The sequence below is a fragment of the Sporosarcina sp. FSL W8-0480 genome (assembly GCF_037963765.1).
Taxonomy (GTDB): Bacteria; Bacillota; Bacilli; order Bacillales_A; family Planococcaceae; genus Sporosarcina.
Genome location: NZ_CP150166.1, coordinates 922,812 through 948,162, shown reverse-complemented (window position 1 = coordinate 948,162; position 25,351 = coordinate 922,812). Strand labels below are relative to the sequence as shown.

General features: G+C 43.7%; 21 protein-coding genes, 1 tRNA gene, 3 rRNA genes and 1 riboswitch. Of the genes, 4 read left to right on the top strand and 21 right to left on the bottom strand.

Going from position 1 to position 25,351, the window contains the following annotated elements:
* Positions 1-103 precede the first annotated feature (103 nt).
* Complete coding sequence (locus NSQ43_RS05015; protein WP_339253572.1) at positions 104-562, top strand: SRPBCC family protein; 459 nt, start codon at positions 104-106, stop codon at positions 560-562.
* A gap of 54 nt (positions 563-616) precedes the next feature.
* On the opposite strand, the gene NSQ43_RS05010 is transcribed toward NSQ43_RS05015, so the two are convergent.
* On the bottom strand, positions 617-991 hold the full coding sequence (locus NSQ43_RS05010; protein WP_339253570.1) for an SET domain-containing protein: 375 nt from the start codon (positions 989-991) through the stop codon (positions 617-619).
* Positions 992-1,104: 113 nt separating this feature from the next.
* Positions 1,105-1,677: a TetR/AcrR family transcriptional regulator gene (locus NSQ43_RS05005; protein ID WP_339253568.1), complete on the bottom strand. Its 573-nt coding sequence runs from the start codon at positions 1,675-1,677 to the stop codon at positions 1,105-1,107.
* Positions 1,678-1,845: 168 nt separating this feature from the next.
* Between NSQ43_RS05005 and NSQ43_RS05000 the strand changes: the two genes are divergently transcribed.
* Entirely contained in the window at positions 1,846-3,555 is a 1,710-nt protein-coding gene (locus NSQ43_RS05000; protein ID WP_339253566.1) for a transglutaminase-like domain-containing protein, read from the top strand.
* Positions 3,556-3,666: 111 nt separating this feature from the next.
* Here NSQ43_RS05000 and NSQ43_RS04995 read toward each other — a convergent pair whose 3' ends face one another.
* From NSQ43_RS04995 to groES, 7 genes are all read right to left on the bottom strand, one after another.
* Positions 3,667-4,626 carry an ABC transporter permease gene (locus NSQ43_RS04995; RefSeq protein ID WP_339253563.1) on the bottom strand — a complete coding sequence of 320 codons (960 nt, stop codon included), beginning with the start codon at positions 4,624-4,626 and terminating at the stop codon, positions 3,667-3,669.
* Positions 4,627-5,778, bottom strand: a complete 1,152-nt coding sequence (locus NSQ43_RS04990) for an ABC transporter permease (RefSeq protein ID WP_339253560.1) — start codon at positions 5,776-5,778, stop codon at positions 4,627-4,629. It abuts the gene before it with no gap.
* Positions 5,771-7,099 (bottom strand): ABC transporter ATP-binding protein, encoded by a 1,329-nt coding sequence (locus NSQ43_RS04985; RefSeq protein WP_339253557.1) that lies wholly within the window; start codon positions 7,097-7,099, stop codon positions 5,771-5,773. The genes NSQ43_RS04990 and NSQ43_RS04985 overlap by 8 nt, the downstream gene beginning before the upstream one ends.
* Before the next feature lie 15 nt (positions 7,100-7,114).
* A complete protein-coding gene (locus NSQ43_RS04980; protein WP_339253554.1) occupies positions 7,115-7,303 on the bottom strand; it encodes an ATP-binding cassette domain-containing protein in 189 nt (62 codons plus the stop codon).
* A 104-nt stretch (positions 7,304-7,407) separates the two neighbouring features.
* Positions 7,408-8,559, bottom strand: coding sequence for a BMP family ABC transporter substrate-binding protein (locus NSQ43_RS04975; RefSeq protein WP_339253551.1), 1,152 nt, complete (start codon positions 8,557-8,559; stop codon positions 7,408-7,410).
* A gap of 113 nt (positions 8,560-8,672) precedes the next feature.
* A riboswitch (purine riboswitch) is annotated at positions 8,673-8,774 on the bottom strand.
* Between the two features lie 467 nt (positions 8,775-9,241).
* Positions 9,242-10,867 (bottom strand): chaperonin GroEL, encoded by a 1,626-nt coding sequence (groL, locus tag NSQ43_RS04970; RefSeq protein WP_339253548.1) that lies wholly within the window; start codon positions 10,865-10,867, stop codon positions 9,242-9,244.
* A gap of 51 nt (positions 10,868-10,918) precedes the next feature.
* Complete coding sequence (gene groES, locus NSQ43_RS04965) at positions 10,919-11,203, bottom strand: co-chaperone GroES (RefSeq protein ID WP_283733840.1); 285 nt, start codon at positions 11,201-11,203, stop codon at positions 10,919-10,921.
* Positions 11,204-11,381: 178 nt separating this feature from the next.
* On the opposite strand from groES, the gene NSQ43_RS04960 reads away from it, so the two are divergent.
* Entirely contained in the window at positions 11,382-12,119 is a 738-nt protein-coding gene (locus NSQ43_RS04960) for a CPBP family intramembrane glutamic endopeptidase (RefSeq protein WP_339253545.1), read from the top strand.
* A gap of 42 nt (positions 12,120-12,161) precedes the next feature.
* On the opposite strand, the gene NSQ43_RS04955 is transcribed toward NSQ43_RS04960, so the two are convergent.
* From NSQ43_RS04955 to NSQ43_RS04940, 4 genes are all read right to left on the bottom strand, one after another.
* Positions 12,162-12,794 carry a YIP1 family protein gene (locus NSQ43_RS04955; RefSeq protein ID WP_339253542.1) on the bottom strand — a complete coding sequence of 211 codons (633 nt, stop codon included), beginning with the start codon at positions 12,792-12,794 and terminating at the stop codon, positions 12,162-12,164.
* A 149-nt stretch (positions 12,795-12,943) separates the two neighbouring features.
* A complete protein-coding gene (gene tatC / locus NSQ43_RS04950) occupies positions 12,944-13,738 on the bottom strand; it encodes a twin-arginine translocase subunit TatC (RefSeq protein ID WP_339253539.1) in 795 nt (264 codons plus the stop codon).
* A 17-nt stretch (positions 13,739-13,755) separates the two neighbouring features.
* On the bottom strand, positions 13,756-13,950 hold the full coding sequence (gene tatA, locus NSQ43_RS04945; protein WP_339253536.1) for a twin-arginine translocase TatA/TatE family subunit: 195 nt from the start codon (positions 13,948-13,950) through the stop codon (positions 13,756-13,758).
* 68 nt (positions 13,951-14,018) lie between these two features.
* The gene (locus tag NSQ43_RS04940; protein WP_339253533.1) at positions 14,019-14,669 is read right to left on the bottom strand and encodes a redox-sensing transcriptional repressor Rex; all 651 of its coding nucleotides are present in this window, start codon (positions 14,667-14,669) and stop codon (positions 14,019-14,021) included.
* Positions 14,670-14,844: 175 nt separating this feature from the next.
* On the opposite strand from NSQ43_RS04940, the gene NSQ43_RS04935 reads away from it, so the two are divergent.
* The gene (locus NSQ43_RS04935) at positions 14,845-16,782 is read left to right on the top strand and encodes an ABC-F family ATP-binding cassette domain-containing protein (RefSeq protein WP_339253530.1); all 1,938 of its coding nucleotides are present in this window, start codon (positions 14,845-14,847) and stop codon (positions 16,780-16,782) included.
* 321 nt (positions 16,783-17,103) lie between these two features.
* Here NSQ43_RS04935 and tsaD read toward each other — a convergent pair whose 3' ends face one another.
* From tsaD to NSQ43_RS04895, 8 genes are all read right to left on the bottom strand, one after another.
* Positions 17,104-18,126, bottom strand: a complete 1,023-nt coding sequence (gene tsaD, locus NSQ43_RS04930) for a tRNA (adenosine(37)-N6)-threonylcarbamoyltransferase complex transferase subunit TsaD (RefSeq protein WP_339253527.1) — start codon at positions 18,124-18,126, stop codon at positions 17,104-17,106.
* The gene (gene rimI, locus NSQ43_RS04925; protein ID WP_339253524.1) at positions 18,126-18,575 is read right to left on the bottom strand and encodes a ribosomal protein S18-alanine N-acetyltransferase; all 450 of its coding nucleotides are present in this window, start codon (positions 18,573-18,575) and stop codon (positions 18,126-18,128) included. Before rimI ends, tsaD begins: the two co-directional genes overlap by 1 nt.
* Before the next feature lies 1 nt (position 18,576).
* Positions 18,577-19,287, bottom strand: coding sequence for a tRNA (adenosine(37)-N6)-threonylcarbamoyltransferase complex dimerization subunit type 1 TsaB (gene tsaB / locus NSQ43_RS04920; RefSeq protein ID WP_339253521.1), 711 nt, complete (start codon positions 19,285-19,287; stop codon positions 18,577-18,579).
* Entirely contained in the window at positions 19,284-19,739 is a 456-nt protein-coding gene (gene tsaE, locus NSQ43_RS04915) for a tRNA (adenosine(37)-N6)-threonylcarbamoyltransferase complex ATPase subunit type 1 TsaE (RefSeq protein ID WP_339253519.1), read from the bottom strand. Before tsaE ends, tsaB begins: the two co-directional genes overlap by 4 nt.
* A gap of 370 nt (positions 19,740-20,109) precedes the next feature.
* Positions 20,110-20,185 (bottom strand) — tRNA-Asp (locus NSQ43_RS04910).
* Positions 20,186-20,290: 105 nt separating this feature from the next.
* A 5S ribosomal RNA gene (rrf, locus tag NSQ43_RS04905) occupies positions 20,291-20,406 on the bottom strand.
* 81 nt (positions 20,407-20,487) lie between these two features.
* Positions 20,488-23,421, bottom strand: a 23S ribosomal RNA gene (locus NSQ43_RS04900).
* A gap of 356 nt (positions 23,422-23,777) precedes the next feature.
* Positions 23,778-25,329 (bottom strand): 16S ribosomal RNA (locus tag NSQ43_RS04895).
* Together the 16S, 23S and 5S rRNA genes with 1 tRNA gene alongside form the textbook arrangement of a ribosomal RNA operon.
* Positions 25,330-25,351 lie beyond the last annotated feature (22 nt).

Genomic DNA, 25,351 nt, shown 5'->3' with positions numbered 1-25,351 from the left:
CGTGTACCCTATAGATCATATATTTGACACTCATGCATATCTACAATCTCCTCTCGCGTAAAATAAGTGATGTTAACATTCTATTAGATAAAGGAGGAATGATGTGCCAAGTGGAACTCATAGCACGTTACTGGATCTACCTATAGAGAAGATATGGGATTTCGTCAGTGATATGAATAGATGGGCGCCGCTCGTCCCAGGGTATGTTGGGCATGAGATAGTAGGTGATAGGCAATCGACATGGACGTTCAAAGGCGATATCGGCATTGTGCAAAAAACGGTCAAGCTGCAAATTGACATCACTGAATGGAAGGAACCGACCCTTGTCACTTTCAACTTAAAAGGTTTGAATGAAAACTTTGCCGGCAATGGTTTTTTTAAAGCTGAAGCTACGACCTCGGATTCCCTTACAGTGATGCATGGGAATCTGGACATAACTGCAAAGGGGGTTATGGGACCTATGATTAATGCGATTCTCAAGTCATTCGTCCCAAAAACTGTCGAAGATTTTACGAACGCTGTTGCAGAGGAAATTACGAATATTGAACTGAAAAGAGTGTAAATCTAAAAAAAGTGGCAGTCACCGATTAACATCGGCAACTGCCACCCTTTTTTATTATTGGTCAAACCATAGTAGTTCATTGTCATCCACTTCGCCATTATAATTGATAAGAATTTCTTCTCCCGCTTTTATATCTTTATAAGCATAAAAGTCAAATGTATGTTTTTCAAAGCTGATTTCATACGTTGCATTCGGGGTATATGAATGGTTGAATAACATTCCATATCCAAGAAGGATTGCGGTATGATTCACCCCATATTCAAAGGCGTAATCGGCAAGAATGGTATGCTCAATATGTGTATGTTGATCATTAGGATAAGCTATTACTGGTGCTTCGTGGATAATTGCACCTTTTTGGATATCGCAAGTTGCGAATACCCCTCTGTTGAATTCTCCGTCACTTAGTGCAGATGTCTTTACTTCGATCATCTTGCTCACCTACTCACTTCTTAAATTTACTTTCTAACTATAACATTAATCAACATAGTTAGGGAAATTCATTTTTTTCAGAGCGTAAGTGACGCACTTCAATTCTCCCTTAATTAATTTTGTTCTTGAACATCAAGACCGATTCCCGAAAGGATATAAGGAATCGCTGATTTGATGTACACTTCCGGTTGAACTGCACTATTCCTTTTCCACTCTACAGAAGCCCCGTAAAGCCCCCAGCCTAACATGGCTGCAGTAAGCTTCATCCCATTGTCTTCTTCGACAGGTTGCTGTTTTACCAACATTTTATAAAAGATGACCTCAAGCTGTTCACGTATAATACGAGCAATCGTATCCTCATATCCCCTATGGCAGCGATTGGACAACGCCATTTGAAAATTGGTGATGACTTTAAAAATGTCTACAAGCGTCTCCTTGTTTAACTCCTTATTTTGGTACGTAGCACAATTCAAATCAATTAATAACACATCCGATAACGCCTGTTCCAATAGGTCGTAAATATCTTCAAAGTGATAATAGAACGTCGCCCGGTTAATCATAGCCTCCGTTGTAATATCTTTGACGGTTATATCCTTGAATTCCTTCCTACTTGAAAGTTCTATAAAAGCATCTGTAATTAGTTTACGTGTTCGAAGAATCCTTGGATCTACTCTCGCTTCAGTCATTTTTATCACTCCTGCACTTAATTCGACTTAACTACCAATTATAGAGCAAATTTTTCAATAAGGTAAAATAAAGGGCTTTATACCCCCAAATCTATTGGCTTACGATTTTATTTTCAAAACTTGCTATAGTAGACATATCCAAAAATTACAAGGAGGAATCCGACATCTATGAAAAAAATACATATACTGATGGTTTCATTTGTCTGCCTTCTTTTATTAGGTGCCTGTGCGAATAAATCTGCTTCAGTGGATGAAGTGCAGCAGCAAGCACCTGTTCAAAAGCAGGAGAAAAAAGAAGATTATAAAGCAGCCATCGAAAAGAAAAATGCCGAACTTGAAATGACACCTTTGGAACTAACGAGCTATAGCGAAGAAGTGGGTGCCGCATTGGTAGAACCAACCCATACAAACTTTGCGGTGAATGAATTTGTCACAGTCGAAGGAACTGTTGAAAATCAGGATCTATTACAAGAAAACTATGTATGGATCAAAATCAAGTTTGACGGAGAAGCACTTTCCGACGACTCGATGGAATACTACGCACCTATCCGTGACGGTAAATTCAAGCAGGATGTGAGGCTATTCAATGGAGAGGGCGAGTACCGGGTAACCGTAATGCTTCCAAGCAAAGACCGGAAAAATTATTATTATGATCTTGCAAAGTTCACCGTGTTTAATGTTAACCCAGAAATGCAGCGAGATCTTACGTATACCCCATTTGCCCAAGATGCTGGATTATCACTTGAATCACCAGCAAGTGGTTATGTTAAAGAAAACGAGATCTTCACGCTTCGAGGGAAAATATCTTCTATTAAAGGACCAAACGAGGCGGTTATGCTGGAACTGAAAAAGGACGGAGAAACATGGAAACATGTATTGCCTGTTAAAAACGGGGAATTTGAATATGACGTCCCTTTATTTTACGGAAAAGGTATCCATGAGTTAAAAGTCTACGTGCCCGACAAGGAGAAAAATAACTATTTCCAGGCAGGTACAGTACTTTACATCGACAATGAATCTGAACTTATCACTGAGCCGATTCAGTACATGACGACCTATCACGAACGCGGGGTCAATCTTACCTATCCTACTGCTGGAGGTGAAGAGACCAATTTAACGTATCGTATAAAAGGAACCATCGATAAAGATGCACCATTCGCAAAAGAGACGACACATCTTTATATTACGACGAAAAAAGATGGTGAAGAGGCACTTTCCGTCATTCCTGTAAAAGACTATTCATTCGATGATGAGTTCTATTTGCGCTTTGGACCTGGGACATATGACGTAATCGTGAGTGTTCCGGAAATTAAAGAGAAGAACAGTTCCAAGTTTTATTATGAATATGTTGCCCAATTTTCAGTAGAGAGCACAGGCACTAAGGATCAGCGTGATTTATTGCCTTCCCGGGGAGTTCAATCCGATGCCCCTGAAATTATCGCAATTGCCGAAGAACTGATGACTGACGGTATGACAGAGCGCGAAAAAGCGAAAGCCGTCTATGAATTTACAGCAAAGTCAATTGCCTATGATGTACAAAAGCAGAAAAACAGTGAGTTTGAATGGGACGATAGCGCACTAAAGGTGCTCGAGCTTGAAAAAGGGATTTGCCAGGATTACACCTATCTTGCCCTCGCGTTGCTCCGTGCGTCCGGCATGGAAGCAAGATATATAGCTGGAACGGCTGGTTCCGGATTCAACTTCGCTCGTCATGCATGGGTAGAAGTGAAGGTAGATGGTGAATGGCTCACGATGGACCCTACTTGGGGTGCTGGTTATGTACAAAAAGGTGAATTTGTGGCCCACTATACAGAAGACTATTTCGAACCAACTGAAGAAGTATTCAAGACACACTCCCGCCACGGAGTTCAGTATTGATAGGCGATTGATTGTACGTATACACGGCATCCGGTATTTAAATAAAAAAAAGAAGTCAATCAGCATTGAGTTGATCGACTTCTTCTTTTTTAATTCGTAGTAAACATTCTTTCATCGCTTTCCTTTGTCATAAATCTCACCTAACGCCCTCGGAGCACGGTTAGATTTAGAGAAAAAGATCAATAACAATAACGTTAATACGTACGGTAAAATCATGAATAAATCAGTGAAACTGCTTGGTAAAGCCATAGCCTGAGCAATGAACGTACCCCCGGACTTTGCAAAACCAAATAACAGACAAGCTACCAAAGTCGGTAAGATTCTCCAGTTACCAAAAATCAGTGCTGCAATCGCCAAGAATCCATAACCCATATAAATTCCTGATGAAAATTGTGCTGATATGGAATAGGCAAAACACATGCCAGCCAAACCAGATAACAAACCTGAAATGAGAACTGCTGAAAACCGTATTTTAGCTACATCCACGCCAGCAGTATCGACTGAATGAGGATTTTCCCCACTTGCCCTCAGACGTAAACCAAATTTAGTTTTATATAATACATACCAAGCAATAATGGCAATCACAATGATGATTACTTCGAACGTATAGACATCCGTAAAAATCGCACCTATCACTGGTATATTGGCTAAGCCTTCGATCGTAAACCGCTCTGTTACACCTAACCGGAACTTGTCCGAAGCCGCTCCGAATACAATCGCGTTGATCTGTGTTGTTAAGAAAGTTGTTAATGCCAAAGCCAATATATTGATGACAACACCGCTGATTACTTGATTGGCCTTGAATTTAATGCTTAATACTGCATGAATAACTGAAAAACCCATTCCGCCAATCATCGCAAATAATAATGCCACATAAAATAGATTTTGAACGTCCGTTCCAGAAGCATGCGCGATCAACACAGCCGTCATAGCTCCGATAAATGCCCCGAAGCCTTGGAATCCTTCAAGTGCTAAATTGGTAATTCCGCTTTTTTCACTATATATACCGCCTATTGCCATGATAAAAAGAGGCAGAGCAAAGGATAATCCATCAATAATAATCGTATCCATTTATGACTCACTGTCCTTTCGATCCACTTCTTTTTCCTTCAAGCGGCTAACTTTATGCTTCACGTACGCGCCACAAGCACTAAACAATAGGATTAGCCCGATAATCACCGAAGCGATTTCTTGTCTGATTCCCGCCTGCGAACTCATATACGTGCTGCCTTGGTCAATGATCGATATTAAGAAGGATGAAAAAATAATACCAATCGGATGAGAGTTTCCTAATAGGGCCACCGCAATGGAGTCAAATCCTATGTTTGTTAAAACCTTTGGTTGAATAGATGCAAAATCACCTAAATAATACGTAACACCTGCGAGGCCGGCCAAACCGCCTGAAATGATCATTGCAAGGATCATATTACTTCCGACCTTTATGCCTGTATATTTCGCTGCATCACGGTTGGATCCAACTGCTTTTATTTCAAAACCAACAACTGTTTTGTCCAATAGAAACTTAATGAAAACTGCGACTGCAATTGCCAAAATAAAACCTAACGGAATATCCATTTTCAAGTTTGCGAACTCGAAATTTACTAACGTCAACCTTGCTGCTTCTGAAATATACTTAGATTGTCTTGAAACCGGGTCAATATAATACATATGGATGAAGAAACTTATCACGTATTGGGCAATATAATTCAGCATAATTGTTGTTACAACCTCATGAATGTTGAATCTATATTTTAGCCACCCGACTAAGCCACCCATCAAGCCTCCCGCAATAATACCGATCAGCAGCACAAGCGGCTTAGCTACGACTGCATCTAACCCACTGTAGCCAACAATAATAGTTGCTAAGAATCCGGAAACAAGCATTTGTCCCGAAACCCCAATATTAAATAAACCTGCTCTAAGAGCAACAGCCACTGCCAAACTGGCAAACACAAGGGGCGTCATCGCGTCTAACAAACTTAAGAAGTCAGTCAGCATGCTCTTGTAGCCAGCATACGTTGCTTTAGGCAAAATTCCTGAACCTTGGAACAAGTTATAAAAGGCTTGTAATGGATTTTTGCCAAGTAACAGAATGACTATCGCTGCAGCGATGAAACTGACTAATATAGAAGCGACTGGAATTGTGATCGGTTGCCATTTTTCATTTTTAATTGGCCATAACAGACGATAACTTAAGCTTTTTTTCTTTTTATCTTTACTCATGCTTAGCCCCCATCATATATTCGCCGACTTCATTCGTCGTTAACGAATCACTGCTTGCAATTTTTTGAAGTTGGCCATTATAGATCACGCCGATCGTATCCGCCACATTCATAATTTCATCCAACTCTAACGAAACAAGTAAAATCGCTTTACCTTGATCTCGTTGTGCAATCATCATCTTATGAATATTTTCAATCGCACCAATGTCTACTCCCCGTGTCGGCTGAACGAAAATCATGAGCGGGGATTGTAATTCGATCTCACGAGCAATAATTGCTTTTTGTTGGTTACCGCCACTCATCGAACGAACTTGAGTCTTATTCCCTTGCCCACTTCGAATATCGTATTTATCAATCAACTGACCGCCAAATTGCTCAAATTCTTCTTTACTCAAGATTCCTTTTGTAGAAAACGGCTTTTTGTAGTACTGCCTTGAAGCCAAATTCGTAGATAGGTCAAAGTCCAAAAACAGCCCAAATCTTTGACGATCCTCAGGTATATAAGAAATTCCTGTTTCCGTCCTTTTTCTAATGCTGTCATTCGTGATGTCCTGTCCGTTAAGGAATATCTTGCCACCGGCTGCCTTTGTTAAGCCGGCAATCGCATCCGCTATTTCAACTTGACCATTGTCGGCGACACCCGCAATTGCAAATATTTCACCACTGTGTATTTTAAAGGAAACGTCTTTGACCACTTCAAATCCGTCCTCATTTTTCACGGTTAAGTGTTCCACCTTCAAAACTTCCTCTTTAAACTTTGCAGGTGCTTTTTCTGCTTCAAAGTTCACTTCCCTGCCTACCATTAGTTGAGCCATAAGGTTGATTGATGTCGTTTTCACATCCAACACATCTATCAATTTTCCTTTGTTCAAAACTGCACATCGATCGGCAACTTTCTTAATTTCATCTAACTTATGTGTGATTAAGATAATTGTTTTTCCACTGTTTCGCAGTCCTTCAATAATACCAAGCAAAAACTCAATTTCTTGTGGTGTCAATACTGCCGTTGGTTCATCGAAAATCAGGATTTCAGCTTCACGATAAAGCACTTTTAAAATTTCCACACGCTGTTGCATCGACACGGTAAGATCTGCTATTTTTTTCGTTGGATCTACTTCCAGACCAAAGTTCTTGGACAAATCTTCAATTTTACGATTGGCACCTCGAATGTCTACGTAAGGAAATAGGCCAGCAAATTTACTGATCGGCTCAACCCCTAAGATGATGTTCTCTGTAATTGTATAATCCTCGACTAACTTAAAATGCTGATGGACCATTCCGATGTTCAAGTTTGCGGCATGGTTCGGCGAACTGATTTGCACCTTCTCTCCCCGGATCTAGATTTCCCCTTCTTCCGGTTCATACATCCCGCTTAGAATGCTCATAAGTGTTGACTTGCCTGCACCATTTTCTCCTAGTAATGCAAAGATTTCTCCCTTTTTAATGCCAATGGATACGTCATCATTGGCTACGATTCCAGGGAAGCGTTTGGTAATGTGTTTCATTTCCACGATATATTCGGACATGGTTCTATCTCCTTCCTCACAACAATAGGAAAAATAGAAGTCCATCACTCCCTAATCATTAGGGAGCTGATAAACTTCTACTGTTATTGTGTTTCTAATTCGCCTTATAATCCTGGAAACTTTTCAGGAGTGTGCTCATTGAAGTTAGATGCAGGTACGATTGTGCCATTTTTCACTAATTCATAAGCCTCATTCATTTTAGCAAGTGTATCTTCAGATAATTGTTGACGACCTTCTTCTTTGATAAATCCAGTTGAATCTGTATCTGCATAAAGAACAACGTTTCCGCCTTTAAACGTTCCATCCGCAACAGTATTCAATGATTTTTCAATGTTCATAGCCATGAATTTCACAGCAGATGTTAATACAATATTTTTAGAACCGTTTGCACCGTCATCATATTGGTCAACGTCTACACCAATTACTTTTACATCACTTTTAGCTTCCTTAGCTGCTGTGAATACACCATTTCCAGTACCACCTGCAGCAACGAATAGGATATCTACGCCTTGTTTGATTAACGCATTACCAATTACTTTACCTGTTGCTTCGTCTGCGAAGGATCCTGCATAGTTACCACCAACATCCGCACCTGTAACATCAGTTCCTGCATATCCAGATAGTTCAACAAGTTCAACATTTTTTCCGTAAAATTTGTTTGCATAATTTACGCCTGATTCAAAACCAAATTGATAGTTAACATTTGAAGGGTAAGCAATACCATTTACAACTGCTACTTTGTTTGTCTTAGTTTCAAGTGCTGCAGCCATACCTGCAAAGAAACCACTTTCTTGTTCTGCGAAGTTCATTGCATAGATATTATCGAACTCAGTTTGGCCATCTACTGGAGCTGGCTCAGTGTCATTCATGATGAAAATCTTATCAGGGTTTTCTACAGCGATTGCCGAAACTCCGGCAAATTGGAAACCAGGTGTAACAATTACATCATAATCTGCCACAATATCCGCAACAGCTTGTACAGCCGCCGCTGGGTCACCAGTTGGTTCTTTAACAGCCTTTACTGTTGCTGTTGGATTTTTTTCGATAAATTTCAAGATTCCGTTATAGTTATCTTCATTGAAGTTACCATCGTCAACGCCGGAGGGGCTTGTTACAATTGCAATTCTCAATCCTTTTTCGCCAGTTCCAGCCTTATCTTCCTTTTTATCAGATGAGTTATTTCCGCATGCGGCTATAACAACAGTCATTAAAGCAAGTAATAATACCATTGCTATTTTCTTTGCACTTTTAATCATTGAAATGATCCTCCCTGTTATTCATGTTGTTTTGTGAAAAATAAAAAAGCACCGAGTGATAACCGGTGCTTGACTTCAGGAAGGTAAATATTAGAGATGAAAAGTGCATCCCTATTGTATATACACAACCTCGTAGTCAAGCTATTTACGGCAGCTTGGTAGAAACTTTCGGGCCTTATCCCCAATGTTATACGAGTATAATAACTATTTTTCACTAACTCATCATAACATCAGAATTACTCTCAGTCAACAGAAAACGAATAATGATTTGAAATTTAATCACATCGTTCGGGAATTCTGTGAATGAAAAGAATTTTCAACCAAAATTCATAGTTAGTATTCGCCTATTTTGTATTTTCTAAACTATACGACGGGAGAGAAATATTGGAAGCTTTGTAATGGATTTACTTTATTTGTACAATTAGGGGGAACACTTTAGTAAAAGGACTGCAAAGAAGTGTTAAATTGGTATTCATACAAAAATAAATCGGAGGTATTTGAAAGTGAATAGCAACGCTTTCCGCCAGGCGTGATTAGCCGGATTTATGCGTGGGATTCACGTAATATGCGTGTTTAGGGGAATTCATGCGTGCATTACTGTGGTTAAGCGTGATTATGAGGTTTATGCATTTTTAGCCAATAAAAACCCCCGCCTTGTGCAACCAAGGTGGGGGTATTTTATTTACATCATTCCGCCCATTCCACTCATGTCAGGCATGCCTGCTCCTTGTGGTTCTGGGAGGTCTGCTACAACAGCTTCAGTGGACAAGAACATTGCCGCTACGGATGCTGCGTTTTGAAGTGCTGAACGAGTTACTTTAGTTGGGTCTACGATACCAGCTTGCATCATGTTGACCCACTCGCCGTTAGCTGCGTTGAAGCCGATGCCGACTTCTTCGCGTTTTAGGCGGTCCACTACGATTGAGCCTTCAAGGCCAGCATTGTTCGCAATTTGACGAACTGGCTCTTCAAGTGCGCGAAGAACAATCTTCACACCTGTTGCAACGTCGCCTTCTGTGCTTTCAAGAAGTGTTTCGACTTTCGTATATACGTTGATAAGTGCCGTACCACCACCGGATACGATTCCTTCTTCAACTGCTGCACGAGTTGAGTTCAATGCGTCTTCGATACGAAGTTTGCGCTCTTTCAATTCTGTTTCAGTTGCTGCGCCGACTTTGATAACTGCTACGCCGCCAGCAAGTTTTGCAAGACGCTCTTGTAGCTTCTCTTTGTCGAACTCAGAAGTTGATTCTTCAAGTTGTACACGGATTTGGCTAACGCGTGACGCGATTGCGTTTGCATCACCATTTCCTTCAACGATTGTTGTGTGATCTTTTGTAACAACAACTTTTGCAGCACGTCCAAGTTGAGTGATATCAGCGGATTTAAGGTCAAGACCAAGATCCTCAGTGATAACTTCTCCACCTGTAAGGATTGCAATGTCTTCAAGCATTGCTTTACGACGATCACCGAAACCAGGTGCCTTAACAGCCACTGCGTTGAACGTTCCACGAAGCTTATTCACAACAAGTGTTGCAAGTGCTTCACCTTCTACGTCTTCAGCAATCATCAACAACGGCTTGCCTTGTTGAACAACTTGCTCAAGAACTGGAAGGATTTCTTGGATATTAGAAATCTTTTTATCTGTTATCAAGATGTAAGGGTTATCTAAAACAGCTTCCATCTTGTCTGTGTCAGTAGCCATATATGCAGATGCATACCCACGATCGAATTGCATACCTTCTACAACGTCAAGCTCAGTCGTGAAGCCTTTTGACTCTTCAATTGTGATAACGCCGTCGTTGCCAACGCGCTCCATTGCTTCAGCGATCAATTCGCCGACTGCTTCGTCGCCTGAAGAAATAGCAGCAACTTGTGCGATTTCTTGCTTGCTTTCAATTTCATCAGAAATTCCTTTTAATGATTCAACAGCAGTTGCAACCGCTTGTTCGATTCCCTTACGGATACCTACAGGGTTTGCCCCAGCCGTTACGTTTTTCAAACCTTCACGAATCATTGCTTGTGCAAGAACTGTCGCTGTTGTTGTACCGTCACCAGCGATTTCATTCGTTTTGGAAGCTACTTCAGCAACGAGTTTCGCTCCCATGTTTTCGAATGCGTCTTCAAGTTCGATTTCTTTGGCAATCGTTACACCGTCATTTGTAATAAGCGGTGAACCGAATTTTCTTTCAAGGACGACGTTTCGTCCTTTTGGTCCAAGTGTTACTTTAACAGCATCAGCAAGTGTATCTACACCACGTAGCATTGCACTGCGCGCATCTTCATTGAATTTAATTTCTTTAGCCATTTATGAATACCCTCCTATTTTTGTAAGTTGTCTTTATATAAGCGCGTTTTATTAGCCGATAACAGCAAGAACGTCGCTTTCACGCAGGATCAAATATTCATTTCCTTCATATTTAACTTCAGTTCCAGCATATTTTGAGAAGATGATGCGGTCGCCCTCTTTTACTTCCAAGTCAACGCGCTGGCCGTTTTCAAGAACTCGTCCAGTACCTGCCGCAACAACTTTACCCTCTTGCGGTTTCTCTTTTGCAGAATCCGGTAATACGATACCGCTTGACGTCTTTTCTTCTGCTTCGATTAGTTCGATTACGATACGGTCACCTAATGGTTTCAACAAGTGAAACAACCTCCTCAGCATTATCTTATCTTTTTAGCACTCAGTAAGTGTGAGTGCTAATACATTTATTATCATAATAAAGTTGCCCAAAAAATGCAAGCAAAATACTCGCGTCTTTTCTCTTTGCTAAACTTCCATTAAACAGCTAAAATTAACTCAGAAGAAAGGGCGTTTTACTATGAAAAATTGGAAAATCTACATATGGATTATCGCAATCTATATTGCGATGCAATTTACAAGTGTCCCTGTCTCCAAAGGGATGATCAGTTATTTTCAAAATACTTTCGGTATGGAGGAAGCGGATGCAAAATATTTTGGATTCGCATGGGGTCTCTTCATCGTGAATATCATTGCCGCTCCACCGATTTTATACATGACGACACGGAATAAAAAGTTCTGGGATATCTTTAAGACCGGAAAGAAAGCTTCTATTGGAAAGATCATACTCTGGGGAGTCCTTGGATTATTTATGTCGATGGCTGGTCAGATGATTGCCGGCATTATTGAATTGGCTTTCGGTGTCATGCCTGGCTCAGAAAACACAGCCCTCTTAGGTGAGGTTGCGAGAATGTCACCGATTGTTATCTTTTCAATTGTTATTTTCGCGCCTCTATTTGAAGAAATCATATTCAGAAGAGTATTATTTGGTGGCATTTATGCCAAAACGAATTTCTGGGTTGCCGCTCTAATTAGCGCATTTGTTTTTGCTGTCGTCCATGGAGAGCTTCACCATACACTCATTTATATGGTGCCGGGAATCGTGTTCGCTTTCCTTTATTATCATACGAAGAGCATATTGGCACCGATGATTTCGCATCTGTTAATGAACAGTTTCGCAGTCATTGTCCAGCTGAATCCCGAGGTTTTCAAGCAGCCTGAGACTATAAAGCAAGTATTCATCTTCTTGTTGCAATGAAACACAAAAACGACTTCCCGCATTGGGAAGTCGTTTTTATGTTCATCCAATCGTTGTAAACAACGAAAAGAGAAGGATGCCAATTAAAATTGAAAAGAGTATCCCAATGACTATTCCAATACCCATAAGAATTGCAATAACACCGAATCCACGGAGTGCTGAGAATTTATGGACAAGCCCAATTCCTTTACTCATGATGACAATACTGTAAATTCCTACGCCAATTGTAACGAGGTTCATCAAGAAATAAACGCCAAGCGGTAGATTGGTAATCCCAAAATTCTCAGTAGGCACTTCAAATAGTCGAGATCCGTATATAGCAAGAATAAGAAAATTCATCGGCGCAAGCCAAATACTTAGAATCGTCGCTGCCGGCGTTACATGCATCATTTCAGAAAATGTCCCTGTTCCTCCGAGCCACTTTCCAATCCACGTATATAACGCTGACATGATTACCCATCCAATTATAGCACCGCCATATGTAATGATAATGGACAGTAATACGATCAAAAAGACCGGTAGACCACTAAACCAACCGGTTGTTGCCATGGCGATTGATCCACTACTGATTGAACCTAATAGAAAAATAATAAAACCGTACCCAATCGACTTCTTTTCAAGCAAGTACTCCATTGTCTTCGTCGGTTGACTCCATATGGATAACAATGGATTCATACAAATCATCCCCCTTCTTAATGTTATATCCTATGTAGGTGCATGCTATGTTCAGTACGCCACTTCTTTCATCATACAGAAATTGGCAGCTGATTTCATTACAAAAAAGCCCTTTTTCGGAATTCAGTCCGAAAAAAGGGCTTTTCCATTTATTTCTCCAATTTCCCCATTACTTCATCGATTTGCCGCTGTTGCTCCGCCTTTATCTCTTCAAGCTTACGTTTTTCTTCAGCTTTCAAGAACTTCCGATATCCGACTCGGCAGATGACGATGCTGATTTCGTAAAGGAGGAACAAAGGAACAGTCACTAACAAATGGGACATTATATCAGGTGGTGTAATGAACGCCGCTATGACGAACAGAACAAAATATGAATATTTCCTGATTTTCACTAACTTCGCAGGATCCAATATGCCAAGCCTTGATAAAAACAATAGAACAATCGGTAATTGGAAGATGACCCCGAATGGGATCAAAACCTGGAATAGGAATGTGAAATATTGATTGATCCCTACTGTTTGCGTAATTCCCAAATCTCCCGATAGATTCATCATGAAATTCATAACAAATGGCACAAGGATAAAATACGAGAATCCAATTCCGATAAGAAATAGGATGAAAGCAAACGGAATATAGCTTAAGGTCACCTTCCGCTCAGTTTCATGGAGGCCCGGCGAAACGAACGACCAGAACTGATACATGATAATTGGTGAAATAATGACGACTGCAAGGAAGATGATGACCTTCAAGTAAATGACGATTGGATCGACAACATTGAATGCGTGGAACTCCTCATATCCCCCCTCATTAAGTAAAAACTCAATGACTGGTTTTGCAGCGAAAAAGCTACCAAGTACCGCAACAACAAAGAAAACGACGATTACAATCAGCCGTTTTCTAATTTCTTCTATATGCTCAATGACTGTTAAATTTTTCTCTTTCATAGGACAGACATCCTTACTTACTGCGCGTCGTTTTTCTTACCTTCAACTTTCTTTACTGTATCTTCATCATCCGAAGCAAGTCCCTTGGTTGCGTTTTTGAATTCGCGTAATGAAGAGCCAAATGCTTTACCGATTTCAGGCAACTTCTTCGGTCCAAAAACTAACAAAGCAATAATTGCGATAATAATTAAACTACCCACACCTGGAGCCATTTCGGACACCTCCTTCGTCTGTTGTCTATTTTACACGAAAACTGCTTGTATTACTATTGACAAGCCGTTTATAATTGTGAATCTTTTACGTCATTTTTGATGAAATAAATCAATGTCTGCAACTCTGCTGATAAATCAATCGTCTGTACACGCATGTAGTCCGGCACCGTTAGACGAACTGGTGTGAAATTCAAAATCCCTTTCACTTCCATTTCGACAAGACGATCCGCTGTCTCTTGGGCAGCTTTTGTTGGAACAGTCAGAATGACGATTTTAATGCCCATCTGCTGTATCTTCTCTTCCATCATATCTGGATGAAATACAGGGATGTTATTTGTGATTCTACCTTCCTTAGGTGCCTTCGGGTCAAACGCCACAACTATCCTCGTATTATGGGTTTTCTGGAAGTTGTATTTCAAAAATGCACTTCCTAAACTACCAACGCCGATTAATGCGACATCCGTTTCTTCGTCTTGATCAAGCGTCTGACGGAAAAAATGAAGCAGGTCATCTACATCATATCCGTACCCTTTTCTACCAAGTGCCCCGAAATGGGAAAAATCTCGGCGAATCGTAGCGGCATCTATTTTCATCGCTTCGCTCAATTCACTTGAAGAAACACGTTTTTTACCTGCATTCGAGAAGCTCTGTAGGAATCTATAATATATAGGAAGGCGTTTTGATGTCGCCTGCGGAATTCTTGGAGTTACTTCAGACATTTCCTACCTCCTGCCCCATAGAATTAAGTTGGGATTTCACAGATTTAAATTAGGGACTTCCCTGAATTAAACCGAACAATTTCTATCGTACAGCAGAAAATGGTCGATGTAAAGCCGACCATTGCGCGCGTCTCCGCATTCGATTAAACTTAATGTATGAATAGAGGTGTTCTGAATGATTGTTTTACAGGTGAATGGACTAACTAAATCCTTTTCAGGGACTGATATATTGGAAAGTGTGAGACTCGAAGTACAGCATCGTGATAGAGTTGCACTCGTAGGTCGCAACGGTGCCGGCAAATCCACATTGCTCAAGATTATTGCAGGAGAGATGACAGCGGATTCGGGTGACATTATCATGCCAAAAGACGTTCAGATAGGATATCTTGAACAGCATGCAGGGATTGACTCTTCACGTACTGTTTGGGCAGAAATGATGACCGTTTTCGAACCTTTGCTATCAATGGAACAAAAACTTCGCATGCTTGAAGCACAAATGGCGGATCCAACTGTTTACGGGATTACTGAAGAATACGAGCGAGTCATGAAGGAGTATGATGCCCTCCAGATCGAATTCAAGGATTCCGGAGGCTATCAATACGAATCTGACATTCGTTCCGTTCTTCACGGCATGCGATTTTATCCAGATGACTACGAGAAGAAAGTCAATCTTCTTTCAGGTGGGCAAAAAACACGACTTGCTCTCGCAAAGATGCTGCTGAGCAAACCCGATCTTCTCATTTTGGACGAGCCGACGAACCATTTAGATATCGAGACGCTTGGCTGGCTTGAAAAATATCTTGTCTCTTATGAAGGAGCGATTCTTATCGTTTCACATGACCGATATTTCCTTGACCAGATTGTAACAATCACGTACGAAGTATCCAGACGGAAAGTGACGAAGTATGTCGGAAACTATAGCGCGTATTTGGATGAAAAAGCAAAGAACTACGAACGTGACAAGAAACTGTATGAACGTGAATCAAGTGAAAAGGCCAAACTTGAAGAGTTCATTGCTCGAAATATCGCACGAGCTTCCACTTCCAAAATGGCAAAAAGTAGACGGAAACTCCTTGAACGGACTGAATGGATGGATGCACCCGACGGGGATGAACGTTCCGCAAGCTTTTCATTCTCAATCGAAAGGCCAAGTGGGAATGATGTACTGAAACTTGAGAACATCGCAATCGGCTATAATGGCAAACCAGTTTCCAAAAACATTAATATGCATGCCTACAAAGGTGACAGGATTGCCATATTAGGTCCGAATGGAATCGGTAAGTCGACATTGCTCAAAACGATTGTGAAAATGCAAGAACCATTAGACGGGACGATTCGTTATGGCACTAATGTCCAGTTCGGGTATTACGATCAAAATCAGGCGACAATCATCGGTACGGGGACGGTCCTACAGGAGCTTTGGGATGAATGGCCAATGATGAATGAAAAGGATGTCCGTACAGTGTTAGGACGCTTCCTCTTTACTGGGGAAGATGTTGAAAAATCAGTGACATCGTTATCAGGTGGTGAGAGGGCTCGCCTTTCATTGGCAAAACTGATGCTTCAAAAGTCGAATACGCTCATCCTTGACGAACCAACGAATCATCTTGACCTCGACAGCAAAGAAGTACTTGAAAATGCATTGGACGACTTTCCTGGAACCATCCTTTTCGTTTCGCATGACCGATACTTCATCAATCGGATTGCGACAAAAGTAATCGATGTCACAAACGTAGGTGTAACGGAGTATCTTGGCGACTACAATTATTTTATCGAAAAGAAGACAGAGCTTGCCGAGTTGAAAGCGGAAGAGTCTTCGTCACAACAGAGGATCCAAACGAAAAACCATCGCAACGAGGATGACAAAGAATTCAAGAGGCAGGAACGCCGACTGACAAGGGCAATAGCAGAAATTGAAACATCATTAGCCAAAATGGACGAAGATATTGCAAGTTTACAGGAAGAGCTCTTACAACCAGAATTTGCTGATGACCATATTAAACTAATGGAGCTTCAAGAACAGATTGATGCATTGCAGATGAAACATGATGAGCAGTCGGAAGAATGGTTGGCTCTTCAAGAGAAGTTGGAGAATCTACATTTACAATCATAATAAATGCTGTCGAAAGGCATCGCGCCATTCGACAGCATTTTTATGTTTTCGACAAAGATGAATTTTCTTTTCCACAATCTTATTCACATTGTAAACATTGATACTATAGGATATTAACATAGTTATCCACGTTTTCCACACTGACATCTTGTTTTACCCACATAGTTATCCAAAACTTGGACAGCTAATACACAATTGTTGAACAATTATCCACAACTTATCAACAAATGTGCATAAGTACGAACGTTCCCTCTTGACAAAAGAATCCATTTCGTGGCCAAATAAAAACGGAAATCGTCAAGACTCGACGATTTCCATCAGTTATTTGCTCCAAGATGTAAGTGGCATACCCGGACGCCCGTTCATTTCCATATTACCACTTTTCCCATCCATAAACATCGCTGTTCCAGCAGCAGCAATCATCGCTGCATTGTCAGTACAAAGAGAGATTGGGGGAACGAAAAATGGAATTCCCTCTTTATCAAAAGCTGTATCGAGTGAAGCACGCAGGCCTTTATTTGCAGCAACTCCACCCGCGGCTATAACTTGTTTCACATTATATTCTTTCGCAGCCTTTAATGTCTTCGCTGTTAGAACTTCCACAACACTCTGCTGAAAACCAGCGGCCACATGCGCTGGTACGATTGATCCACCTTTTTGCTCGAGATTATGCTTATAATTGATAACGGCTGATTTTAATCCACTGAAGCTGAAATCATATGAATCCGGCTCAAGCCAAGCTCTTGGGAATTCTACCGCATCATCACTTTCAAGTGCAAGCTTATCAATCGCTGGACCACCGGGATACGGCAAACCAAGAACTCGTGCAACTTTGTCATAAGCTTCTCCAGCGGCGTCGTCACGCGTCTCCCCGATTAGTTTAAAGGATCCGTGCTCTTCCATCAATACAAGCTCGGTATGGCCTCCTGAAACGATGAGCGCAAGGAGCGGAAACTCCATTGGCTGCATTAATTGATTGGCGTAAATATGCCCGGCAATATGGTGTACACCAATAATCGGCAATCCATTCGCAAACGCAAATGCTTTTGCTGCATTAATACCGATCAAAAGTGCACCGACAAGTCCCGGTCCCTCCGTCACAGCAACCGCATCCAAATCAGCCGGTTCAAGATTCGCTGTTCGTAATGCTTCTTCAATAACAAGTGTGATTTGTTCTACATGGTGTCGCGAAGCAATCTCGGGTACAACACCACCGAAACGTTGCTGGCTTTGGATTTGTGAAGAGACAACATTTGAAATTATTTCATGGCCATTCCTAATGACAGAAGCTGCCGTTTCATCACAACTCGTTTCAATACCTAATATATAAATGTCTTTATCCATTAAAATTCCACCCACATGACGAGCGCATCTTCATGGTCGTCCGTATAATAGTTTTTCCGTATACCGCCATCTTGGAAACCCAACTTCCGATAAAGGTTTTGGGCTGTATGGTTCGACACTCGCACCTCAAGCGTCATCAACCTCACTTCATTCGCCTTACACAGTTCAATTGCCTTACGCATCAGCGCCTCACCGACCCCCTGGCCTCTCAAACGCTTCCTGACGGCAACATTTGTAATGTGACATTCATCAAGTACAACCCACATACCGCAATGCCCAATGACTTCTTCATCTTGAACTGCGACAATATAATGGGCATAATCATTCCCTAACATCTCATGTTCAAAAATTTCATGCGACCATGGCGTCGTAAATGCCTCATGTTCGATTTCGACAACAGCGGAAATGTCGTTAACGGTCATTTTTCGATATTGGATTCCATTTGCCATATTACTCACTGCCTTTTTCCTTCGATTGTTGCTTCAACCAATTCGCCTCTGCCTCAGCAATCCTGCGGTATTCGGGCGTAAATGTATGTGTATTCTCTTCATGTCCAGATTGCTCTGCTATGTAAATCAATGCCGATGCACGTGGCAGGTTCAATGGAAATGGTGCAATTACCGAATTCTCCTTCAATCTGTCCGTAATCAGCTCTTCATACATAGCGACATCCTTACCGATGAATAATATGGGACGGTCAAATTCACTTAAGGCATCGAGCAAAGCTTCTATTCCAAGGTGCTGATCTTCATGTATTGCCACAAGGGCACCACCGACATTTTCATAAACGCCTGCATACACATTATTCCGTCTCGCATCCACTACAGGGCAAATAAGACCATTAAAATAATTAGCATTAGCCGCCAATGTTTTTAGACTTGATACACCGACAAGTGGCTTGTTCAACGTCCAAGCCAACGTCTTTGCAATCGTCACGCCAATCCTGACCCCGGTATACGATCCCGGTCCTTCAGAAACCGCAATCGCATCAATCTCTTTTGGTTTCAATTGCACTGTCTCAAATATTTCCTCAATAACCCGCATCGCACGTAAAGAATGATTGACCGCCATCGAAGAATTCACTTCAGCTAAAATCGTCCCGTCTTTCACGATTGCTACAGACAAAGGTGTATTAGCTGTGTCTATTCCTAACCATATCATACTGTCATCGCCTCACAAATCATTTCATAGCGCCTACCCTTAGGGGCAAATAAAATTTTTCTTGATGTATCACCGGTATGGGTTAACTGGATTTCCAGTCTTTCATTCGGAAGATCATCTTCTATTAAATGTGCCCACTCTACGACCGAAATTGCATCTCCGTAAAACAGTTCATCCCAACCAAGGTCCTCGTCACTATCCGCCAAGCGATAGACATCAAGGTGATTGAAAAGAAAATCCTCCCCTTCATACTGCTTGAGGATTGTAAAAGTGGGGCTGTTTACGGTACGTGTGATGCCTAATCCCTTCGCCAATGCTTTCGTGAAAGTCGTTTTACCGGCTCCGAGATCACCTTCTAACGTTAAAACATCAGGCGGTGAAAGCAAGCCCGCTAATTTAGTAGCAATTTGTTCAGTTTCCTCCTGGGAATGAACATCAAATTCTATAGTCATAGTAATTTCCTTTCATCTCCGCTATATTATTGTTAGTGTACCGAAAATAAGATGTTACTGAAAGTATTGGGATTGGCGAGCAGTTAATTCCTGGATTTGTGGGATGCGATTGGTTATCTGTCGAATGTGCTCGTTTATTCGTGGAAGCGCTCGTTTATCACGGGAACCGCTCGTTTATTCGCAGAACCGCTCGTTTATCCCGGAAACCGCTCGTTTATCACGGGAACTGCTCGTTTATTCGTGGAACCGCTCGTTTATCCCGGAAACCGCTCGTTTATTCGCAGAACCGCTCGTTTATTTATTTATATTCTATTACAACAAAAAACCGATCCTGGATTAACTCCACAATCGGTTGACAATTTAATTAAAATGGCGGTCCCGACCGGGATCGAACCGGCGATCTCCTGCGTGACAGGCAGGCATGTTAACCGCTACACCACGGGACCATTTTATATGTATACTTTTCGAAAGAATAATAGGTTCTTTAACTGCAAATTCATGTACTTGATCAATTCTAACCAATTAACATTCTTATCGAAAAGTGATGGGTTGCCCGGCGACGTCCTACTCTCACAGGGGGAAGCCCCCTACTACCATCGGCGCTGAAGAGCTTAACTTCCGTGTTCGGTATGGGAACGGGTGTGACCTCTTCGCCTTCGTCACCAGACAATTGAACGATACTTGTTCGTTCAAAACCGGATAAAAGAGACATTGTTGCGACTTCAAGTTCAACCGTACTTCATAACTTAAGGTTAAGTCCTCGATCGATTAGTATCCGTCAGCTGCACGTGTCGCCACGCTTCCACCCCGGACCTATCCACCTCATCATCTTTGAGGGATCTTACTTACAAATGTAATGGGAAATCTCATCTTGAGGGGGGCTTCATGCTTAGATGCTTTCAGCATTTATCCCGTCCACACATAGCTACCCAGCGATGCCTTTGGCAAGACAACTGGTACACCAGCGGTGTGTCCATCCCGGTCCTCTCGTACTAAGGACAGCTCCTCTCAAATTTCCTGCGCCCGCGACGGATAGGGACCGAACTGTCTCACGACGTTCTGAACCCAGCTCGCGTACCGCTTTAATGGGCGAACAGCCCAACCCTTGGGACCGACTACAGCCCCAGGATGCGATGAGCCGACATCGAGGTGCCAAACCTCCCCGTCGATGTGGACTCTTGGGGGAGATAAGCCTGTTATCCCCGGGGTAGCTTTTATCCGTTGAGCGATGGCCCTTCCATGCGGAACCACCGGATCACTAAGCCCGTCTTTCGACCCTGCTCGACTTGTAGGTCTCGCAGTCAAGCTCCCTTATGCCTTTGCACTCTACGAATGATGTCCAACCATTCTGAGGGAACCTTTGGGCGCCTCCGTTACACTTTAGGAGGCGACCGCCCCAGTCAAACTGCCCACCTGACACTGTCTCCTGCCCGGATCACGGGCAAGGGTTAGAAGTCCAATACAGCCAGGGTAGTATCCCACCATTGCCTCCTCCGAAGCTGGCGCTCCGGATTCCAAGGCTCCTACCTATCCTGTACAGGCTGCACCGGAATTCAATATCAGGCTACAGTAAAGCTCCACGGGGTCTTTCCGTCCTGTCGCGGGTAATGCGCATCTTCACGCATATTATAATTTCACCGAGTCTCTCGTTGAGACAGTGCCCAGATCGTTACGCCTTTCGTGCGGGTCGGAACTTACCCGACAAGGAATTTCGCTACCTTAGGACCGTTATAGTTACGGCCGCCGTTTACTGGGGCTTCAATTCAAAGCTTCGCTTGCGCTGACCTCTCCTCTTAACCTTCCAGCACCGGGCAGGCGTCAGCCCCTATACGTCACCTTACGGTTTTGCAGAGACCTGTGTTTTTGCTAAACAGTCGCCTGGGCCTATTCACTGCGGCTCTCTCGGGCTTTAACACCCTACCAGAGCACCCCTTCTCCCGAAGTTACGGGGTCATTTTGCCGAGTTCCTTAACGAGAGTTCTCTCGATCACCTTAGGATTCTCTCCTCGCCTACCTGTGTCGGTTTGCGGTACGGGCACCTCCCGCCTCGCTAGAGGCTTTTCTTGGCAGTGTGAAATCAGGGACTCCGGGGATAATTCCCCTTGCCGTCACAGCTCAATGTTATAGGAACGGGATTTGCCTCGTTCCACACCTCACTGCTTAGACGCGCATGACCAACAGCGCGCTCACCCTATCCTTCTGCGTCCCCCCATTGCTGATAACGGCGGGGAGGTGGTACAGGAATATCAACCTGTTCTCCATCGTCTACGCCTTTCGGCCTCGACTTAGGTCCCGACTAACCCTGAGCGGACGAGCCTTCCTCAGGAAACCTTAGGCATTCGGTGGAAGGGATTCTCACCCTTCTTTCGCTACTCATACCGGCATTCTCACTTCCAAGCGCTCCACCAGTCCTTACGATCTGGCTTCGACGCCCTTGGAACGCTCTCCTACCACTGACACCAAAGGTGTCAATCCGCAGTTTCGGTGATCCGTTTAGCCCCGGTACATTTTCGGCGCAGCGCCACTCGACCAGTGAGCTATTACGCACTCTTTAAATGGTGGCTGCTTCTAAGCCAACATCCTGGTTGTCTGGGCAGCGCCACATCCTTTTCCACTTAACGGATACTTGGGGACCTTAACTGGCGGTCTGGGCTGTTTCCCTCTCGACTACGGATCTTATCACCCGCAGTCTGACTCCCAAACATAAATCATCGGCATTCGGAGTTTGTCTGAATTCGGTAACCCGGGATGGGCCCCTAGTCCAAACAGTGCTCTACCTCCGAGATTCTTTCGTTTGAGGCTAGCCCTAAAGCTATTTCGGAGAGAACCAGCTATCTCCAGGTTCGATTGGAATTTCACCGCTACCCACACCTCATCCCCGCACTTTTCAACGTACGTGGGTTCGGGCCTCCAGTAAGTGTTACCTTACCTTCACCCTGGACATGGGTAGATCACCTGGTTTCGGGTCTACGACCCCATACTCATTCGCCCTATTCAGACTCGCTTTCGCTGCGGCTCCGCATTCTCTGCTTAACCTTGCATGGAATCGTAACTCGCCGGTTCATTCTACAAAAGGCACGCCATCACCCATTAACGGGCTCTGACAACTTGTAGGCACACGGTTTCAGGTTCTCTTTCACTCCCCTTCCGGGGTGCTTTTCACCTTTCCCTCACGGTACTGGTTCACTATCGGTCACTAGGGAGTATTTAGCCTTGGGAGATGGTCCTCCCGGATTCCGACGGAATTTCACGTGTTCCGCCGTACTCAGGATCCACTCTGGAGGGGATGGACTTTCGACTACGGGGCTTTTACCCGCTATGGCGGACCTTTCCAGGTCGCTTCGTCTAATCCATCCCTTTGTAACTCCGTATAGAGTGTCCTACAACCCCAGGAAGCAAGCTTCCTGGTTTGGGCTTTTCCCGTTTCGCTCGCCGCTACTTAGGGAATCGATTTTTCTTTCTCTTCCTCCGGATACTTAGATGTTTCAGTTCTCCGGGTGTGCCTCGTTCACGCTATGTATTCACGTGAACGTACTGCCCCATTACGGGCAGTGGGTTTCCCCATTCGGAAATCTTCGGATCAATGCTTACTTACAGCTCCCCGAAGCATATCGGTGTTAGTGCCGTCCTTCATAGGCTCCTAGTGCCAAGGCATCCGCCGTGCGCCCTTTCTAACTTAACCTTCATACGGCTTTCGATAAGCTGCGCATCACTTCGTCAGCTCCTTCACTCCGGTCCTCATGTGCTTAAGCACGCTCCGGTCCTCGTTCGGTCGCTTCCTCGTCCTGCTTGCTTCTCGAAACCCTCGGGTGAGTCGTAGTATATAGCGATATATACATACAAACTCGTTAAAAAAGTATTGTTCAATCACAAAGTGATCGACTCGGTTGATTACTTGATGTTTTGTTGCTTCAATGTCGTTTTATCCAGTTTTCAAAGAACAAGTTTCGAAGAATCATCATAGAAGATGAACCTTCAAAACTGAACGCAAAACGTCAACGTATGAACCGGAGGTTCATATTCCGTAATTATCCTTAGAAAGGAGGTGATCCAGCCGCACCTTCCGATACGGCTACCTTGTTACGACTTCACCCCAATCATCTGTCCCACCTTCGGCGGCTGGCTCCCGTAAGGGTTACCCCACCGACTTCGGGTGTTACAAACTCTCGTGGTGTGACGGGCGGTGTGTACAAGACCCGGGAACGTATTCACCGTGGCATGCTGATCCACGATTACTAGCGATTCCGGCTTCATGCAGGCGAGTTGCAGCCTGCAATCCGAACTGGGAACGATTTTATGGGATTGGCTCCCCCTCGCGGGTTCGCAGCCCTTTGTATCGTCCATTGTAGCACGTGTGTAGCCCAGGTCATAAGGGGCATGATGATTTGACGTCATCCCCACCTTCCTCCGGTTTGTCACCGGCAGTCACCTTAGAGTGCCCAACTGAATGCTGGCAACTAAGATCAAGGGTTGCGCTCGTTGCGGGACTTAACCCAACATCTCACGACACGAGCTGACGACAACCATGCACCACCTGTCACCGCTGTCCCCGAAGGGAAAGACATGTCTCCATGCCGGTCAGCGGGATGTCAAGACCTGGTAAGGTTCTTCGCGTTGCTTCGAATTAAACCACATGCTCCACCGCTTGTGCGGGTCCCCGTCAATTCCTTTGAGTTTCAGCCTTGCGGCCGTACTCCCCAGGCGGAGTGCTTAATGCGTTAGCTGCAGCACTAAGGGGCGGAAACCCCCTAACACTTAGCACTCATCGTTTACGGCGTGGACTACCAGGGTATCTAATCCTGTTTGCTCCCCACGCTTTCGCGCCTCAACGTCAGTTACAGACCAGAAAGTCGCCTTCGCCACTGGTGTTCCTCCACATCTCTACGCATTTCACCGCTACACGTGGAATTCCACTTTCCTCTTCTGTACTCAAGTCCTCCAGTTTCCAATGACCCTCCACGGTTGAGCCGTGGGCTTTCACATCAGACTTAAAGGACCGTCTGCGCGCGCTTTACGCCCAATAATTCCGGACAACGCTTGCCACCTACGTATTACCGCGGCTGCTGGCACGTAGTTAGCCGTGGCTTTCTAACGAGGTACCGTCAAGGTACGGGCAGTTACTCCCGTACTTGTTCTTCCCTCGCAACAGAGCTTTACGATCCGAAAACCTTCTTCGCTCACGCGGCGTTGCTCCATCAGACTTTCGTCCATTGTGGAAGATTCCCTACTGCTGCCTCCCGTAGGAGTCTGGGCCGTGTCTCAGTCCCAGTGTGGCCGATCACCCTCTCAGGTCGGCTACGCATCGTCGCCTTGGTAGGCCGTTACCCCACCAACTAGCTAATGCGCCGCGGGCCCATCCTGCAGTGACAGCCGAAACCGTCTTTCAGAGTTCTTCCATGCGGAAGAACCGATTATTCGGTATTAGCCCCGGTTTCCCGGAGTTATCCCCATCTGCAGGGCAGGTTGCCCACGTGTTACTCACCCGTCCGCCGCTAATATCAGGGAGCAAGCTCCCTTCAATCCGCTCGACTTGCATGTATTAGGCACGCCGCCAGCGTTCGTCCTGAGCCAGGATCAAACTCTCCATAAAAGAGAAATTCGAATAGCTCGAG

Excerpts from the sequence above, each read along its gene's own strand:
- NSQ43_RS05005 (WP_339253568.1), bottom strand. The coding sequence starts at position 1,677 with ATGACTGAAGCGAGAGTAGATCCAAGGATTCTTCGAACACGTAAACTA.
- NSQ43_RS04995 (WP_339253563.1), bottom strand. The coding sequence starts at position 4,626 with ATGGATACGATTATTATTGATGGATTATCCTTTGCTCTGCCTCTTTTT.
- tatA (WP_339253536.1), bottom strand. The coding sequence starts at position 13,950 with ATGGCTCCAGGTGTGGGTAGTTTAATTATTATCGCAATTATTGCTTTG.
- groL (WP_339253548.1), bottom strand. The coding sequence starts at position 10,867 with ATGGCTAAAGAAATTAAATTCAATGAAGATGCGCGCAGTGCAATGCTA.
- NSQ43_RS04955 (WP_339253542.1), bottom strand. The coding sequence starts at position 12,794 with ATGAATCCATTGTTATCCATATGGAGTCAACCGACGAAGACAATGGAG.
- NSQ43_RS05000 (WP_339253566.1), top strand. The coding sequence starts at position 1,846 with ATGAAAAAAATACATATACTGATGGTTTCATTTGTCTGCCTTCTTTTA.
- tatC (WP_339253539.1), bottom strand. The coding sequence starts at position 13,738 with ATGAAAGAGAAAAATTTAACAGTCATTGAGCATATAGAAGAAATTAGA.
- NSQ43_RS04980 (WP_339253554.1), bottom strand. The coding sequence starts at position 7,303 with ATGTCCGAATATATCGTGGAAATGAAACACATTACCAAACGCTTCCCT.
- tsaE (WP_339253519.1), bottom strand. The coding sequence starts at position 19,739 with ATGACTATAGAATTTGATGTTCATTCCCAGGAGGAAACTGAACAAATT.
- NSQ43_RS04990 (WP_339253560.1), bottom strand. The coding sequence starts at position 5,778 with ATGAGTAAAGATAAAAAGAAAAAAAGCTTAAGTTATCGTCTGTTATGG.
- NSQ43_RS05010 (WP_339253570.1), bottom strand. The coding sequence starts at position 991 with ATGATCGAAGTAAAGACATCTGCACTAAGTGACGGAGAATTCAACAGA.
- rimI (WP_339253524.1), bottom strand. The coding sequence starts at position 18,575 with ATGGCAAATGGAATCCAATATCGAAAAATGACCGTTAACGACATTTCC.
- NSQ43_RS04960 (WP_339253545.1), top strand. The coding sequence starts at position 11,382 with ATGAAAAATTGGAAAATCTACATATGGATTATCGCAATCTATATTGCG.
- NSQ43_RS04935 (WP_339253530.1), top strand. The coding sequence starts at position 14,845 with ATGATTGTTTTACAGGTGAATGGACTAACTAAATCCTTTTCAGGGACT.
- NSQ43_RS04940 (WP_339253533.1), bottom strand. The coding sequence starts at position 14,669 with ATGTCTGAAGTAACTCCAAGAATTCCGCAGGCGACATCAAAACGCCTT.
- tsaD (WP_339253527.1), bottom strand. The coding sequence starts at position 18,126 with ATGGATAAAGACATTTATATATTAGGTATTGAAACGAGTTGTGATGAA.
- NSQ43_RS04975 (WP_339253551.1), bottom strand. The coding sequence starts at position 8,559 with ATGATTAAAAGTGCAAAGAAAATAGCAATGGTATTATTACTTGCTTTA.
- tsaB (WP_339253521.1), bottom strand. The coding sequence starts at position 19,287 with ATGATATGGTTAGGAATAGACACAGCTAATACACCTTTGTCTGTAGCA.